The following is a 16,349-nucleotide window of genomic DNA, read 5'->3' as shown; positions in this document are numbered from 1 at the left end:
AATATTCTCATAAAAAAAGCAGGTAATATATTGTGGAGGTTTTTAAAGTACTTTGTGCTTTTATTAGTCTTGCTTATTATTTTATTATCACTGCCAATTGTTCAAAGCGAATTAGCAAAACAAGCAACGAATTGGCTAAACAAAGAATATAATACTAATATTGTTGTTAAGAAGGTAGATTTGTCATGGTTGGGAAGTGTTCAGTTAAAAGGAATTGAGATTAGAGACCATCATAAAGATACGCTTATTTTTGTTGAAAATTTAAGTACTTCACTACAAAATGTAAAACGCATAGTAGAAAATAATATTGATTTAGGTGAGGCTTCTTTAAGCGGTGCTTATTTTAATATGAAAAAGTATAAAGGAGAAGACGACGATAACATGTCTGTTTTTATCGAAAGCTTTAATGATGGTAAGCCAAAAGATAGTTTAGCGAATGTTTTTGTGTTAAAGAGTCATAAAATTACTCTAGAAAATTTAACATTTAAGTTATCAGATGAAAACGAAAGTAAGCCGCTTAAATTTGCAGCTTACAACGCTTATGGAAATATATTAGATTTTTCAATTATAGGTCCCGAAGTTTCTTTGAATATGAGAAACATGAGTTTTATAGAAAATAGAGGTGTTAATGTAACTAATTTAACAACTGATTTTACATATACAAGATCGTATATGTATTTAGATAAAACAGTATTAGAAACTAATCATAAGTCAAAACTACAAGGAGATATAAAATTCACCTATGATCGAAAAGATTTTGTTAATTTTAATGACAAAGTAAAAATTAAAGCAAATTTCATTAAAAGTGCTCTTGCTGTTAAAGATTTAAATAAGTTATACAATGAATTAAACGGTAATGATATTTTATATTTTCAAGGAGATATCAATGGCGTATTAAATAATTTTAGCGCTAATAATATTAGACTTTATTCTAAAAACGGAATGAAAGTTATTGGTAATATGGGTTTTGTTAATGCTATTAAAACAAGTAGAGGTTTTGTTTTTGATGCAGATTTAGACAATGTTACCGCAAATTACTCTCAATTAAAAAATGTATTACCCAATTTATTAGGTAAATCCTTACCACCAGAATTTAAAAGGTTAGGAGATTTTAAATTAAAAGGTCTTGTTAGAATTACGCCAGAACAAATGGATGCGACACTTTCTGTAAAATCAGAAATAGGATCGATAGTTTCTGATCTTCAATTAACAAATATTGATAAAATTGAAGACGCTACTTATGTTGGTGAAGTAGAATTTAAAAATTTAGATTTAGGGATTTTTGCAAACGATCCGTTGCTAGGAAAAATATCCTTAAAGGCCGATGTGAATGGTAGTGGTTTTAATGTAAATAATATAAACACTATTATAATAGGTAAAGTTAGCAGTCTAGAATTTAATGATTACAATTATAAAAACTTAAATGTAAACGGGCAGTTTCAGAACAAAAAGTTTGATGGTTTGTTAAGTTCTAAAGACGATAATTTTAATTTAAAGTTTGAAGGATTAGCAGATTTTTCATCAAAAGTAAATAAATTTGATTTTATAGCTAATATTGAAAGAATTGATCTAAAAAGAACAAACCTATTTACTCGCGATAGTATTTCTGAGTTAAAAGGAAACATCAATTTAAATATTTCAGGAAATACTTTTAATGATATTGTAGGTAAAGCAACTTTCGAAAACTTAATTTACACAAATCAAAAACAGCAATATCCTTTTAAAATATTTGAAATAAACTCGTCGGTTAAAGATAGTATTAAAACAATAGAGGTAAATTCTGAAGAAATTGTAAAAGGAGAATTAAAAGGAAAGTTTTCGTTTGAAGAATTAATTCCGATCGCTCAAAACGCTTTAGGAAGTGTTTATACAAATTACCAACCTTATAAAGTAGCACCAAATCAGTTTTTAGATTTCGATTTTACTATTTATAATCAAATTATAGATATCTTTTTACCAAACATATCTATAGGTAAAAACACAAAATTAAAAGGAAGAATAAATTCAGATAAAAATGCATTAAAGCTAACTTTTACATCGCCAGAAATTGATGCCTATAAAAATGTTATAGAAAATATAGTGTTAAGAATGGATAATAAAAATCCGCTATATAATACACATCTAACGGCAAGTAAAATTAACACAAAGTATTATAATATAGAGAAATTGAACCTGTTAAACAGAACAGAAAATGACACCTTGTATTTTAAATCTGTTTTTAAAGGAGGTAAAGATTATTCTGAGAGTTTTAATTTAGATTTTTATTATACCATTAATGAATTACAGAAATCTGTTGTGGGTATTCAAAAATCTACACTTAACTACAAAGGGTTTGATTGGGTTATAAATGAGCAAGAAGATAAAAATCATAAAGTAGCGTTCGATTTAAAGAAGAATAACTTTAAGATAAGTCCATTTATATTTCAATCCGCAGCACAAAAAATTGAGTTTAAAGGAATTGTTAGAGATAGTACTTATAAAGATTTAGAAGCTACTTTTGATAAGGTTAAATTAGGGAGTTTTTTGCCCTTGGTTGATAGCTTACGTTTAGATGGTGATTTAAGCGGAGTTATAGATTTTAAGCAAGAAGGAGATAAAATAACGCCAAAAGGAAACTTATCAATAGATAATTTTAAAATAAATGAGTTTTTACAAGGTGATTTAGCGCTAGATGTTACAGGAAACAATTCTTACGAAAAATACAACGTAAATCTTTCTTTAGTTAGTGAAAGTGCTAAGAATATTTCGGCAGTTGGTGAGGTTGATTTATCAAAAAAGAAATCAACAATTGATTTGGATGTGTCTTTAAATGAATATGACATAGAGGCTTTTAGCCCATTAGGAAAAGAAGTTTTAAGTAGATTAAGAGGAAAAGTTACCGGAGATTTTACAGCCAAAGGATTTTTAAATAACCCCGATTTTCAGGGGGTATTAAATTTTAAAAATGCTGGTTTAACTTTTCCGTATTTAAACATCGATTTCGACTTCAAAGGCCAAACAAGCATTACTTTAGATAAGCAGCAGTTTACACTAAATAATTTTTTATTAGAAGATACAAAACACAAAACGAAAGGAACTTTATCAGGATATATTGCGCATCAAAATTTTAAAGAATGGTATTTAAAATTAGATATAAAAACTCGAAATCTATTAATATTAGATACCCAAGAAACTGAGGAATCTTCTTATTACGGAACCGGTTTTTTAGATGGAAGTGCTGAAATTAGAGGGCTTACTAGTAATTTAGATATTCTTGTAGAAGGTAAAACAAACAAAGGAACTGTGTTTGTAATTCCGTTAAATAATGTAAAAACAATAGATAATTATAGGTTAATTCGCTTTAAAACAGATAAGCCTGATGAAGAAAGTATAAATGGAACAATTAAAGATATAAAAGGACTAGATTTAAAAATAAATCTAGCAGTAACCAAAGATGCTATTGCGCAGGTAGTGATAGATAAAGTTTCAGGTAGTGAGTTAAAAGGAAGTGGAGAAGGTAATTTAAGGATCGATATAAATACGCTTGGTAAATTTAAAATGTATGGTGACTTCGAAATAGATAAAGGGCTGTATAACTTTAAATATGCCGGAATAACAAAACCTTTTACGGTTCAAAAAGGAGGAACTATTGCTTGGAATGGAAGTCCTGATGATGCTGAGTTAGATTTAACGGCAATTTATAAAACGAAGGCAAATCCGGCACAATTGTTAGATAATATTAATTCGAATCGAAAAATCCCTATCGATTTATATACCAAAATTACAGGAGGTTTATTTAATTCAAAACAAGAATTTGATATTAAAATTCCGAATGCAAATTCAACAGTAGCTTCAGAGTTAGAGTTTATTTTAAATGGAAATGATTTAAATACGAAAATGCAACATTTTACCTTTTTGTTAGCTTTTGGTACTTTTTATAATGAGGAAACTATTGGTAATAGTGCAGCATCAGGTTTAACAGGTACAGCATCAGAAATTGCTTCAAGTATTCTAACAGATATGTTAAACAGTAAGGGTAATAAGTTTCAATTAGGCCTAGGTTATACCCAAGGAGATAGAGGTGATGTTAATAGTTTGCGATCGGATGATCAAGTAGATGTATCTATCTCAACGCAGTTAAGCGATCGTGTTCTTGTTAACGGTAAAGTTGGGGTTCCTGTAGGTGCAAATACACAAACAAGTGTAGTTGGTGAGGTAAAGGTTGAGGTGTTATTAAACGAAGAAGGTAGTTTAAGAGGGACAGTTTTTAATAGACAAAATGAAATTCAGTATTCAACAGAAGAAGAAGGGTATACACAAGGTATTGGATTGTCGTATCAAGTAAATTTTAATAATTTATCAGACTTAGGTAAAAAACTAGGAATAAAGAAAAAAGCCGTAAAAAAAGATAGTTTGCAGCCAAAAAAGAAAAAATTAGTGCGCTTTAAAGCAAAAAAGAAAAAAGAATAACCAAACTTATATGAACAGAACTAAAAAGGATTATTTGGTAATCATGTTAAAAGGAGTTGCCATGGGAGCAGCAGATGTTGTTCCAGGAGTTTCTGGAGGAACGATTGCTTTTATATCAGGGATTTATGAAGAATTACTAAGCTCGATTAGTAATATTAATTTAAGCTTGTTTAAAACGTTAAAAAAAGACGGGTTAAAAGCCGCCTGGAAACAATTGAATGGCAATTTTTTAGCATCGCTATTTGTTGGGATGTTTATTAGCGTTATTTCTTTAGCAAAAGTAATTTCTTGGTTATTAACAAGTCACCCAATTTTATTGTGGTCTTTTTTCTTCGGATTGGTTTTAGCAAGTGTAATTTATATTGCCAAACAAATTACAAAGTGGAATTTTATTGCTTTGCTTTTAGTGACTTTAGGAGCCGTTTTAGCATATTATATAACGACTTTAAACCCGATGATATCCGAAAATTCATCAACCCTTTTTATGTTTTTTGCGGGTGCAATAGCTATTTGTGCTATGATTTTGCCAGGTATTTCAGGTTCGTTTATATTAGTGCTTTTAGGTGCATATAAGCCTGTGTTAGCCGCAGTAAATAATCGCGATTTCACAACGGTAGCAGCTATTGGTGCAGGGGCAATTATAGGATTGTTATCTTTTTCTAGAGTTTTAAAATACTTATTTGCAAACTATAAAAATTATACACTAGCTGTTTTAACAGGGTTTATAATAGGTTCGTTAAATAAAATTTGGCCTTGGAAAAAAGTATTAACATTCAGAACTAATTCTCACGGACAGCAAGTGCCTTTTAATGAGTTGTCAGTTTCACCTTTTTCATATGATGGAAATCCGCAATTAATGTATGCATCAATACTAATAATTATCGGTTTTGCATTAATTTTATTACTTGAAAAACTTGCTGTAAAAGAGCAATAGAAAATAAGTATCTTAGAGCTTTAATAGCATAGAATGTATATACAACGCACACTATTACAAAAAACAAATCTTTTTCTTAAGGGATTAATAATGGGAGGAGCGAATAAAGTCCCTGGTGTTTCGGGCGGTATGGTCGCTTTTGTAATGGGGTTTTATGAAGAACTTATATTTTCTTTTCAAAGAATAAATGGTAAGGCTTTTATGCTCCTTTTTAAAGGAAGATTTAAAAGTTTTGCAGAGTATACCAATTTGCAATTTTTAGTTTCGGTAATGTTAGGTAGTATGTTTAGTTACTTTAGCATTTCTTTAATTTTAGATTATTTTTTAAAAAATTACGAGCTCTACGTCTGGGCTTGGTTTTTTGGAATGATTATAGGTTCTATTTATTACATATCAAAAGGTTTTAATGATTGGCGACCAAAAAACTTAATAGCTTTAGCAATAGGAATCTCAATAGGAGTATTTATTAGTTTTATGACACCAGCAAAAGAAAATGACAATCTTTGGTTTGTTTTTATATGCGGCATTATAGGTGTTTCTGGAATGACATTGCCAGGTCTTTCGGGCTCATTTATTCTAATTTTATTAGGTAATTATGTACTACTATTGGTTGATAGTGTAAATGTTTTAGGAAGTGTTGCTACAAGCGTTTTGTCAGGGGATTTTGAGGTTTTAAAAGATCAAACAAAAATTAGATATTTAAAAATTATAAGTGTTTTTACAGTAGGTTCGGCATTCGGATTAGTTTCTATGTCGCATATATTAGGCTATGTTTTAAAAAGATGGAATCAAATAGTAACTGCAATTATTATCGGTTTTATTACAGGATCTTTAGGAATTGTTTGGCCTTGGAAAAAAACAATATACAAGGTAAATAACGATACTTTTTTGTTAGATCAACAAGGGGGTAAAGTTGTTGAGAATTACGAAAGATTTATACCTGACTTATTAATACAAGAAACTTGGGTCTCTATAGGTTTTATCATTTTTGGTATTGCCTTAATTTTAATTATAGATTTTTATGGAAGAAAGAGAAAATAGTAATGTTTATGCCTTGGTTGGAAAAAATATTTCATATTCATTTTCGATAGGATACTTTACAAATAAATTTAAAGAGTTAGGGCTTGATAGTAGTGAATATGTAAACTTCGATATTCAATCAATAAAAGAACTTCCTTTAAAAATAGAAGATAATAAAAGGTTTTTAAAGGGGTTGAATGTAACGATTCCTTATAAATTAGATGTTTTTAATTATTTAGATAAAATAGATAAAAAAGCGCAAAAAGTTGGTGCAGTGAATACAATAAAGATATCTAAAAAAGGAAAATTAAAAGGTTTTAATACGGATGTTTATGGATTTAAAAAATCTTTAAAACCCCTGTTGATAAATCATCATAAAAAAGCATTAATTTTAGGTACAGGTGGTGCTTCAAAAGCGGTTGCTTATGTGCTTAAGAAATTAGATATTAAATATAAATTTGTTTCAAGAAACCCGGAAGGGAAGAAGCAAATTGCATATAAAGACCTAACAAAGAAAATTATTAAATCTCATCACTTAATAATTAATTGCACACCCTTAGGAACGCACCCAAATATTAATGATTGTCCAGATATTCCATATCAATTTATAACAAAAGAACATTTATTATTTGATTTAATTTATAACCCTGTCCAAACAGCTTTTTTAAAAAAAGGAAAAGACAAAGGAGCGGCTATAAAAAACGGATTAGAAATGTTAGAACAGCAAGCAGAAAAGGCTTGGAGAATATGGAATGATAACTAACGATAACTACTTGAAAATAAAATTTGGTATTCTATAAGAATCCGTATATTTATAAAATTAATAATTAGGAACTTAAACATTGTAGATATGTTAGAAAATAACGAAGAAAAATTACAACAACCAATTACTGAAGATAATACTGCTGTAAAAGTAGAAACTGAAAAAGCAGTAAATGAAGTAGAAAACGAAGTGGCTAATGAGTCTGAAAAAGCAGATGAAAAGCACGAAATACCAATGTTAGAATATACTTCGATGGAGTTAGATTCGTTGGTTGAAGAATTAAAAAAGTTATTAGCAAGCTATCAGGTGCAACAGTTAAAGTCGAACATAGATTCGCTTAAAAATGCATTTAATGCAAAGTTTGGTGCGTTATTAGCAGAGAAAAAAGAAGTTTTTTTGGCAGAAGGAGGGAATTCAATTGATTTTCAATTTTCAAGCCCGCTAAAAGCAGAATACAATAAGTTATTAGGAGAGTATAAAACAAAGCGTGATGCTTATTATTCTCAACTAGAAAATCAATTAAAAGAAAACCTTACTAAAAGGAATGTTTTAATTGATGAATTAAAATCATTGATTGCAAATGCAGATGAAAAAACAATGTATAATGATTTTCAAACAATTCAAAAAAGTTGGAGAACTATAGGGCCTGTTCCAAAAACAAAATACAATGATACCTGGAAAGTTTACCACCATCATGTAGAGCGTTTTTATGATTTATTAAACTTAAATAAAGATTTTAGAGAACTTGATTTTAAGCATAATTTAGAAGAAAAATTAAAGTTAATTACTCTTGCTGAAGCATTAAATGAGGTAACTGATGTAAATGTAGCTTTTAAAGATTTACAAGATTTACACCGTTTATGGAAAGAAGAAATTGGACCTGTAGGAAAAGAACATAGAGAAGATGTTTGGGGTAAATTTAGTGAAGCAACCAAAAAAATACATGACAAGCGTCACTTATATTTTAAAGAATTAAAATCGAAGTATCAAGAAATGATTGATGCTAAATTAGAAGTTGTAGCTGAAATTGATGCATTTGATACCTCCAATAATAAGTCACATAATGATTGGCAAAAAAGTATTGTAGAGTTAGAAAAATTAAGAAAAAAATATTTTGATATAGGTAAATTACCTTACAATAAAAGTGAGGCTGTTTGGCAACAGTTTAAAGATGCAACTAAAAAATTTAATAGTTCTAAAAACGTTTTTTATAAAGCAGAAAAAAGTACTCAAAATGATAATTTAAAAAGTAAAATTGCATTAATTGAGCTTGCTGAAAGTATAAAGGATAGTGATGATTGGGAAGACGCTACCAACACGATGAAGCGTATTCAATCTGATTGGAAAAAAGTAGGGCACGTACCAAGAAAATTCTCTGATGATATATGGAAACGTTTTAAAAATGCGTGTAATTTCTATTTTGATAGATTGCATGCTCAAAAAGACGAGCAAAATAAAGAGCAGTTAGTGGTGGTAGAAACTAAAAAAGAATTTTTAGGAAATCTTAAAGCATCAGAAAATTTAACATTAGAAGCTATTGAAGAAAGCATTGTTAATTGGAGAAATTTAGGTTCTTTGCCAAGAAACGCACGTCATTTAGATGAGAAATTTAATAAAGCAATAGATGCTCATTTAGGAAACCTAAATATGAGTAAAGCAGATATTGAAATGATGAAATTTAAAAATCTTGTAGATACTTACCTAATACAACAAGATTATAAGAAACTAGATAACGAACAGTATTTTATTCGTAAAAAAATAGACGAATCTGTTCGAGATATGCAACAGTTAGAAAATAATTTGGGCTTCTTTTCTAATGCAAAAGATGATAATCCTTTAGTACAAAATGTTCGTAAAGGAATCCAAGAATTTAAAGATCAATTAGATGTTTGGAAAGCTAAATTATCATATATAAAAAAATTAGATTATTAATTTACCTTTTTTAATAAATACTAAAGAAAAACTCGAATCTTAAGATTCGAGTTTTTTTATATAATAGTGTCATATATTTTTAAAAAGTAATTAAATTCCCTATATTAAGAAGATATAAATACTCAATGAGTATTAGGGTTTTGAATATGAATTAATAGTTTATTTAAATAGAAAAAAATAAACTCTAATTTTTCAACTAGTTTTTAGAATGATTTAAGTTGGAATTTTTTTTATTTTTTTACTATTAAGATATAAAAAGCTCTATGTTTGTTGTCTCAAAATTTAAATAATTTAATGAAAATGCAAAAATTAAGAATTGCAGTATTATCAAGGAATTCAGAGTTATATTCAACAAAAAGGCTGGTAGCTGCTGGAGAAGCGCGCGGACATGAAATGTTGGTTATAGACCATGGGAAATGTGATTTGTTAATTGAGAAAAAAAAGCCGCAAATATATTATAAAGGTAAACTTTTAGAAGGAATAGATGCAGTAATTCCAAGAATTGGAGCATCAATTACTTTTTATGGTACAGCAGTTGTTCGCCAATTCGAGATGATGAATATTTTTTCTACATTAAACTCTCAAGCTTTGGTGTGCTCTAGAGATAAGTTACAAAGTATGCAAGTGTTATCTAAGGCAGGTTTAAATATGCCTAAAACAACCTTTACAAATAACTCTAAAAATGTTAGTGCTGTAATTAATAAAGTAGGAGGAGCTCCTTGTATTATTAAATTATTAGAAGGTACTCAAGGAGTAGGTGTAGTGTTGGCTGAAACAAAAAGTGCAGCAGAATCTGTATTAGAAGCTTTTAATGGCTTACAAGCACGTGTTATTGTTCAGGAGTTTATTGCAGAAGCTAAAGGAGCTGATTTACGTGTTTTTGTAGTTGATGGAAATGTAGTTGGAGCAATGAAAAGACAAGGTAAAGAAGGTGAGTTTAGGTCTAATTTACATAGAGGAGGAACTGCCGAATTATTTGAATTAACAGAAGAAGAAGAAAACGCTGCATTAAAAGCTGCAAAGAAATTAGGTTTAAGTGTTTGTGGTGTAGATATGTTACAGTCTAATTCAGGACCAATGATAATGGAAGTAAATTCTTCGCCTGGTTTAGAAGGTATAGAACTAGCAACTAAGTTAGACATCGCCAAAAACATTATTCGTTATATAGAAAGAAATGTCTAAAGAAATTACCATACTAGGAGAGAAAATTTTACCTGGTAAGTCGTATCAAATAAAAATGGATATTGCTCGATTACATACAAGAACAAAGATAGAAGTTGCTGTTATTGTAAGTAGAGCCAAAAAAGATGGGCCTTGCGTATTAGTAAGTGCAGGTATTCATGGTAATGAGGTGAACGGAATTGAGATTGTTAGGCAAATGGTAGCTAATAAATATAATGTGCCAGATGCAGGAATGATTATTTGTGTTCCTGTGTTAAACGTATTTGGATTTATTATTAAGACAAGAGAATTTCCTGATGGTAAAGATTTAAATAGAAGTTTTCCTGGTACTAAAAAAGGTTCTTTAGCTAGTAATTTTGCGTATTCTTTTATGAATGAAGTAGTTACGCATGCAGATTATTGCATCGACTTCCATACGGGAGGAGATGATAGATTTAATTATCCGCAGGTAAGAATTTCTGAAGATGATGCGGATACTTTTAATTTAGCTAAGATTTTCGGAGCTAAGTTTGTTAAATACTCGTCTGAGCGTGATAAATCTTTTAGGGCATCAGCTGTTGCAATAGGAAAAAAAGTACTATTGTATGAAGGAGGAAAGTCTTTAGATATAAATAATAAAGTAACCCATGTTGGGGTTACAGGAATTTTAAATGTTTTAAATCATTTAGGTGTTAAAAAATTTCCAAAATCATATATACCTTTCGATAATGATGAAGAACAAATAGTTTTTAGTGATTCAAAATGGATAAGAGCTAGTGCTTCAGGAATGTATAGATCATTGTTGCGTAATGGAGATCCTGTAGAAAAAGGAGCTGTTATAGGTTTGATAACTGATCCATATGGTTTTTTTGAAAGAAAAATTAAAGCATCGGTAGCTGGTTATATTATTTGCTTAAACCATTCTCCAATCGTAAATCAAGGAGACGCGATTGCTCACATAGCAATTCACAATAGTTAAAATATTAAACGACTATTATTATTGTTGCGCATAAAAAAAGCTCTCGGAAACGAGAGCTTTTTTTATATTTAAAAGTAAAATATTAAACAAATAGATTGTCAATTTTTTCTTTTTCTTCTTGCGCTAAAGCAGCATCTACTAAGATACGACCACTATGCTCATCGATTGTAATTTTCTTACGGTTAGCAATTTCTAACTGTACCTGAGGCGGTATTGTAAAGAAAGAACCCCCAGCAGCACCACGCTCAATAGCAACAACAGCTAAGCCGTTTCTTACTTTTGTACGAATTCTTTTATAAGCAGTTAATAAATGATCATCGATAGATTTTGCATATTCTAAAGATTTCTCTTTTAGTAATAACTCTTCTTTCTCTGTTTCTTTTAAAATAGCGTCTAATTCATTTTTCTTGTGAGTTAAATGAGTTTCTTGCTTTTTTAATTTCTCTTTAGTAGTTTCAACAACTTGGTTCTTCTGAGCTATTTTAACTTTATATTCTTTAATTCTCTTTTCAGATAATTCAATCTCTAATTCTTGAAATTCAACTTCTTTTGATAAAGAGTCAAACTCACGATTGTTACGAACATTCTTTTGTTGTTCTGCGTATTTTTCGATTAAAGCTTTAGATTCTGTAATAGCCAATTTCTTATTGCTAACATCAGTATCTATACTAGTAGCTTCTTCTTTTAACTTAGAAAGTCTTGTGTTTAATCCGGCAACTTCATCTTCTAAATCTTCAACTTCTAAAGGTAATTCACCACGAACATTTCTGATTTCGTCAATTCTAGAATCGATTAACTGTAAATCATATAACGCTCTTAACTTTTCTTCTACCGTTACTTCTTTTTTTGCCATCTGTTATATATAGTGTATTGGATTTGTACTTTTTTCACTTAAAATAATCGCAAAAGTACTAAATTTTTTACGAAGATAATCACTCAAAAGGTTTTTTGTAAACTGTTCACTTTCATAATGTCCAACATCAGCAAGTAATATTCTTTTTTCAGCTTTAAAAAACTCATGATATTTAAAATCAGCACTAATATAAGCATCTGCTTTCAATCTCATGGCATTTTTTATGGCAAAGCTTCCTGATCCGCCTAAAACAGCAACTTTTTTAATTGGTTTATCTAACAATTCAGAATGTCTAACGCAATCAGTTTTAAAAGTTTTCTTAACAAAAGTTAGAAATTCTTTTTCATTCATAGGGTTTGCTAATTCGCCAAGCATTCCCATACCTATATGTTGGTTACTGTTTTCTAAAGTAATAATTTCGTAAGCTACTTCTTCATACAAATGAAAATCGAATAAAGCTTTTAATATTTTGCCTTCTAAATAACTATCAAAAGTTACCGAAATACAGGTTTCTTCTTCAAACATGAATTTACCTTTTTCGCCAACCGTTGGGTTTGAGTTTTCTCCACCTTTGTAGCTTCCTTTGCCTTCTACATTAAAAGAGCAATTTTCATAATTACCAATACTTCCTGCTCCGGCATTAAAAAGTTTGGTACGTAATTTTTCAGCTTCAGCAATCGGAACATACGTGGTAAGTTTCTTTATAATTCCTTTTTTAGGAATTAATGTTTTACAGTTTTGTAAGCCCAAAACTTCACACATTTTAGCTGAAACACCATTATTTACGTTATCTAAAGCAGTATGTGTAGCATAAATAGCAATGTTGTTTTGAATTGCTTTCAAAACAACACGCTCTACATAATTAGTACCGTTTATTTTTTTCAATCCACTAAAAATAATCGGGTGAAAACTTATAATTAAGTTGCAATTATTAGCAATAGCCTCATCAACGGTTTCTTCTAAAGTATCAAGCGTAACTAAAACTCCAGTTACTTTTGTGTTATAACTACCAATTAGTAAACCAACATTGTCAAAATCTTCAGCATACGAAAGTGGTGCTAGTTTTTCTATATGGTCAGTAACGTCTTTTATTTGCATTTTCTTGATTTTAAAGGATGCTGCTAAGTTACTAAAACTTGTTATTACGAGGAAGAATGACTAAGTAATCTAATTTACTATGAAAGATTACTACACTTTGTTCGTAATGACGAAATAATTTTTACTTTTGATGTAATGAAATTACTTAGATTTTTATTATTTCCGTTTGCAGTTTTATACGACGTTGTTACAACGATTCGTAATTGGTTTTTTGAGTTAGGTGTATTAAAATCTACCTCTTTTGATATTCCTGTTATTGTAGTCGGAAACTTAAGTGTTGGTGGAACAGGAAAAACGCCGCAAATAGAATATTTAATTCGTTTACTAAAAGATAGGCATAAGGTTGCTGTTTTAAGTCGTGGTTACAAACGAAAAACAACAGGTTTTCAGATTGTAAACACAAATCACACTGCAGCTGATGTTGGTGATGAGCCTTTGCAGTTTTATAAAAAGTTTAAAAATGAAGTAATCATTGCTGTTGATGCTGATAGAATAAACGGAATTCAACAATTATTAAAAAGTGATGTTTCGCCGCAAGTTGTTTTACTCGATGATGCTTATCAGCATAGAAAAGTAAAGGGTAGTAGTTATATTTTGTTAACGAAATATGATGATTTGTATGTGGATGATTTTATTTTGCCTACCGGAAATTTAAGAGAGTGTAGAAGAGGAGCAAAACGTGCAGCTATAATAATTGTTACGAAATGTCCTGAGAATTTATTAGAAGCAGCTAAAGAAAAAATCAGAATAAAAATTAATCCTAGTAAAAATCAACAGTTGTTTTTTACCACTATTTCTTACGATGAAAACTTAAAAGGAGCAGGGTCTGAACTTACTATTGCTGATTTAAAGCATAAAGATGTTTTATTAGTTACAGGAATTGCAAAGCCTAGTTCGTTATTAAGTTTTTTATCAAAAGAAAATATCAATTATAAGCATTTAGAATATGCAGATCATTATGATTTTAATGCGCAAGATATTTTAAAAATCGAAAAAGCATTTAATGCTTTACCGTCTAAAAATAAGATGATCTTAACGACAGAGAAAGATTATATGCGTTTACAAGGTAAACTTAAAAACATGTGTTATATAACTATAAAAAGCACTTTTTTATCTGAGGAAGAAAAGTTTAAGCAGTTTGTAATTGATCATATAGAAGATAAAAAAAACATTAAATAACGCGTTCATCTGCCTTGTAAGCACCACGACGATGTAAAATCCATTGTGCTTCATCTAACGGATTTACACCTTTAAACTTCTTTGTTTTTCCTTCTCCTTCAGGACAAACAGCATATTCATGAAAAACGGTTCTTAAACGAAGCCTACCGCTGCAAATACTATTTAGTTTTATGCTAAGATCTAAAGATGTAGCAACAGGAATCGTACCTGATAGTATTACCAAATCTTGCTCAAAAGTAGGTGTGTTTATTGTTGCTCTTCTATGAGTAAGTTCAGAAATTAATTTACCTAATAATTCTTCGTTTGTTTTTATTTCAAAGCGTAATAAAGGTTCTAATAAATGTGTACCTCCGTTCTGTAAACCTTTCATGATGCCCATAGGAGTAGCTAAATTAAAATCACCAGGTCTAGAATGCACATTATGATCTTCTCCTTTAATTAAAGTAATTTTTACATCGGTAACATTCCAGCCTAAAAGCCCCTGTTCTAAAGCTTTTGGAATCGTTTTTGCTATTTCATTTTGATATTTATTATGAACATCATTTTTAGAAACAATTGATTGGTATGTAACACCAGAGTTTAACGCTGCAGGTTCAATTAAAAAAGTCATAATTGCCCAACAAGGTTTCGGCATCCAGTAACATATATAACCTTCGGCGGCTTTAGTAATTGTTTCTTTATAAACTATTTGAGGATCTGTAAAATTTACAGCAATATTAAAACGTTCTTGTAGTAAGTGTGTGAGTACTTCTATTTGCATGTCTCCCATTAATAAAAGAATCAATTCTTTTTCGGGTTTATGCCATTTAAATTGTAAACTCGGGTCTTCTTTATCTATAAGTTGTAATGCCTGTGCAAGGGCATTATAATCTTTATCGTTAATGGCAATTACTTGTACACTTAAAACCGGAATATTTAATTCTGGCAAGGTTGGTATTTCAGAAGGATTACCAAGAATGTCTCCCGCTTTTGTACCTAAAACTCCAGTAATTATACCGATGTCTCCAGCTGTAATATTAGTATCTAAATGTTTTGTATGATGAAATACTTTTGTTTGATTTATTTTAGATTCTAATGCTTGTGTATGGTTGTAAATAGTTGTTTTGGAAGATAAGTTACCTGAAAAAACTTTTACATGTGCCATGGCTCCATGTATTGAATGATGCTCTAATTTATAAACATAAGCGGCAACTTCTTCAGAAATATTTCTATTTTTAGGTTTGATAAAATCTACCAATCCGTTTAATAAAATTTCAACACCAATGTTGTTTTTCGCAATTCCAGTAAAAACAGGAACTATCATATTGTTTGAAGTACTTTTTGCAATTGTATTTAAATAGACTTCATCAGAAAAATGAATTCCGTTTAAATATTGAGTAAGCAGCTTTTCATCAGTTTCTATGAGTTCTTCAGTAATAGTTTCTTTTTGCTCTTTACTAATTTTATTATTGTTAAAAACTTCGGCTATATAAGCAGAAGTTAAACCTTCGTCATGACTCGTAGAAATAGCTACCGTTTTATATTGTAGCTCTTTTTTTATTTGTCGTAAAATAGCTTCTGTGTCTGCACCTGGTCTGTCTATTTTATTGATAAAAATTAGTGTAGGTATTTTTAAATCATGCAAAGCGTCTACTATTGTTAAAGTATGTGCTTGCACGCCCTCAACAGCCGAAATCACTAAAATAACAGCATCCACAACACAAAGAGTTCTTGCAACCTCACTAGAAAAATCTACGTGACCAGGAGTGTCAATTAAGTTAATTTTAGTGTTTTTCCAATTAAAAGAAGTAGTGGCAGCTTTAATCGAAATTCCGCGTTCTTTTTCTAAAGTTAAATTATCGGTAACCGCAGATCCTTTATCTACACTTCCTATTTCTCTAATAGCACCAGCATGATATAATAAATGTTCTGTTAATGTGGTTTTTCCGGCATCTACATGCGCCAGAATACCAATATTAAGAATGTTAGAATGCTTCATTAA

Annotated in this window: 11 protein-coding genes; 8 read left to right on the top strand and 3 right to left on the bottom strand. The window is 29.9% G+C overall.

Annotated elements, in window-relative coordinates:
* Positions 1 to 54: 54 nt before the first annotated feature.
* The 7 genes from AC28QF_RS07960 to AC28QF_RS07930 all read left to right on the top strand — a co-directional run bounded on the left by AC28QF_RS07960 (position 55) and on the right by AC28QF_RS07930 (position 11,238).
* Positions 55 to 4,449 (top strand): translocation/assembly module TamB domain-containing protein, encoded by a 4,395-nt coding sequence (locus AC28QF_RS07960; protein WP_488201388.1) that lies wholly within the window; start codon positions 55 to 57, stop codon positions 4,447 to 4,449.
* A gap of 10 nt (positions 4,450 to 4,459) precedes the next feature.
* Complete coding sequence (locus AC28QF_RS07955; protein WP_488201389.1) at positions 4,460 to 5,383, top strand: polyprenyl-phosphate transporter; 924 nt, start codon at positions 4,460 to 4,462, stop codon at positions 5,381 to 5,383.
* 33 nt (positions 5,384 to 5,416) lie between these two features.
* Positions 5,417 to 6,424 carry a DUF368 domain-containing protein gene (locus tag AC28QF_RS07950; RefSeq protein WP_488201390.1) on the top strand — a complete coding sequence of 336 codons (1,008 nt, stop codon included), beginning with the start codon at positions 5,417 to 5,419 and terminating at the stop codon, positions 6,422 to 6,424.
* Complete coding sequence (locus AC28QF_RS07945) at positions 6,405 to 7,166, top strand: shikimate dehydrogenase family protein (RefSeq protein WP_488201391.1); 762 nt, start codon at positions 6,405 to 6,407, stop codon at positions 7,164 to 7,166. The genes AC28QF_RS07950 and AC28QF_RS07945 overlap by 20 nt, the downstream gene beginning before the upstream one ends.
* An 87-nt stretch (positions 7,167 to 7,253) precedes the next feature.
* Complete coding sequence (locus AC28QF_RS07940) at positions 7,254 to 9,098, top strand: DUF349 domain-containing protein (protein WP_488201392.1); 1,845 nt, start codon at positions 7,254 to 7,256, stop codon at positions 9,096 to 9,098.
* 294 nt (positions 9,099 to 9,392) lie between these two features.
* The gene (gene rimK / locus AC28QF_RS07935; RefSeq protein WP_488201393.1) at positions 9,393 to 10,280 is read left to right on the top strand and encodes a 30S ribosomal protein S6--L-glutamate ligase; all 888 of its coding nucleotides are present in this window, start codon (positions 9,393 to 9,395) and stop codon (positions 10,278 to 10,280) included.
* Positions 10,273 to 11,238, top strand: a complete 966-nt coding sequence (locus tag AC28QF_RS07930) for a succinylglutamate desuccinylase/aspartoacylase family protein (protein ID WP_488201394.1) — start codon at positions 10,273 to 10,275, stop codon at positions 11,236 to 11,238. Before rimK ends, AC28QF_RS07930 begins: the two co-directional genes overlap by 8 nt.
* A gap of 82 nt (positions 11,239 to 11,320) precedes the next feature.
* Here AC28QF_RS07930 and AC28QF_RS07925 read toward each other — a convergent pair whose 3' ends face one another.
* Both AC28QF_RS07925 and AC28QF_RS07920 read right to left on the bottom strand, forming a co-directional pair.
* The gene (locus AC28QF_RS07925) at positions 11,321 to 12,091 is read right to left on the bottom strand and encodes a zinc ribbon domain-containing protein (protein WP_488201395.1); all 771 of its coding nucleotides are present in this window, start codon (positions 12,089 to 12,091) and stop codon (positions 11,321 to 11,323) included.
* Between the two features lie 3 nt (positions 12,092 to 12,094).
* The gene (locus tag AC28QF_RS07920; RefSeq protein ID WP_488201396.1) at positions 12,095 to 13,189 is read right to left on the bottom strand and encodes a Nif3-like dinuclear metal center hexameric protein; all 1,095 of its coding nucleotides are present in this window, start codon (positions 13,187 to 13,189) and stop codon (positions 12,095 to 12,097) included.
* A gap of 135 nt (positions 13,190 to 13,324) precedes the next feature.
* Here AC28QF_RS07920 and lpxK point away from each other — a divergent pair, with 135 nt between their 5' ends.
* Positions 13,325 to 14,368, top strand: a complete 1,044-nt coding sequence (gene lpxK / locus AC28QF_RS07915) for a tetraacyldisaccharide 4'-kinase (protein ID WP_488201397.1) — start codon at positions 13,325 to 13,327, stop codon at positions 14,366 to 14,368.
* On the opposite strand, the gene AC28QF_RS07910 is transcribed toward lpxK, so the two are convergent.
* Positions 14,361 to 16,346, bottom strand: coding sequence for a GTP-binding protein (locus AC28QF_RS07910; protein ID WP_488201398.1), 1,986 nt, complete (start codon positions 16,344 to 16,346; stop codon positions 14,361 to 14,363). The two genes, lpxK and AC28QF_RS07910, sit on opposite strands and share 8 nt — an antisense overlap.
* Positions 16,347 to 16,349 lie beyond the last annotated feature (3 nt).

The organism is Tenacibaculum sp. M1.3A, assembly GCF_057732375.1.
The sequence above is the reverse complement of the archived record's forward strand: the minus strand, read 5'-3'. Positions and strand labels throughout refer to the sequence as shown.

What these genes read in the sequence shown, in the direction of transcription:
- AC28QF_RS07925 (WP_488201395.1), bottom strand. Translation starts at nt 12,091, where the DNA reads ATGGCAAAAAAAGAAGTAACGGTAGAAGAAAAGTTAAGAGCGTTATAT.
- AC28QF_RS07910 (WP_488201398.1), bottom strand. Translation starts at nt 16,346, where the DNA reads ATGAAGCATTCTAACATTCTTAATATTGGTATTCTGGCGCATGTAGAT.
- AC28QF_RS07945 (WP_488201391.1), top strand. Translation starts at nt 6,405, where the DNA reads ATGGAAGAAAGAGAAAATAGTAATGTTTATGCCTTGGTTGGAAAAAAT.
- AC28QF_RS07940 (WP_488201392.1), top strand. Translation starts at nt 7,254, where the DNA reads ATGTTAGAAAATAACGAAGAAAAATTACAACAACCAATTACTGAAGAT.
- rimK (WP_488201393.1), top strand. Translation starts at nt 9,393, where the DNA reads ATGAAAATGCAAAAATTAAGAATTGCAGTATTATCAAGGAATTCAGAG.
- AC28QF_RS07930 (WP_488201394.1), top strand. Translation starts at nt 10,273, where the DNA reads ATGTCTAAAGAAATTACCATACTAGGAGAGAAAATTTTACCTGGTAAG.
- AC28QF_RS07955 (WP_488201389.1), top strand. Translation starts at nt 4,460, where the DNA reads ATGAACAGAACTAAAAAGGATTATTTGGTAATCATGTTAAAAGGAGTT.
- lpxK (WP_488201397.1), top strand. Translation starts at nt 13,325, where the DNA reads ATGAAATTACTTAGATTTTTATTATTTCCGTTTGCAGTTTTATACGAC.
- AC28QF_RS07920 (WP_488201396.1), bottom strand. Translation starts at nt 13,189, where the DNA reads ATGCAAATAAAAGACGTTACTGACCATATAGAAAAACTAGCACCACTT.
- AC28QF_RS07950 (WP_488201390.1), top strand. Translation starts at nt 5,417, where the DNA reads ATGTATATACAACGCACACTATTACAAAAAACAAATCTTTTTCTTAAG.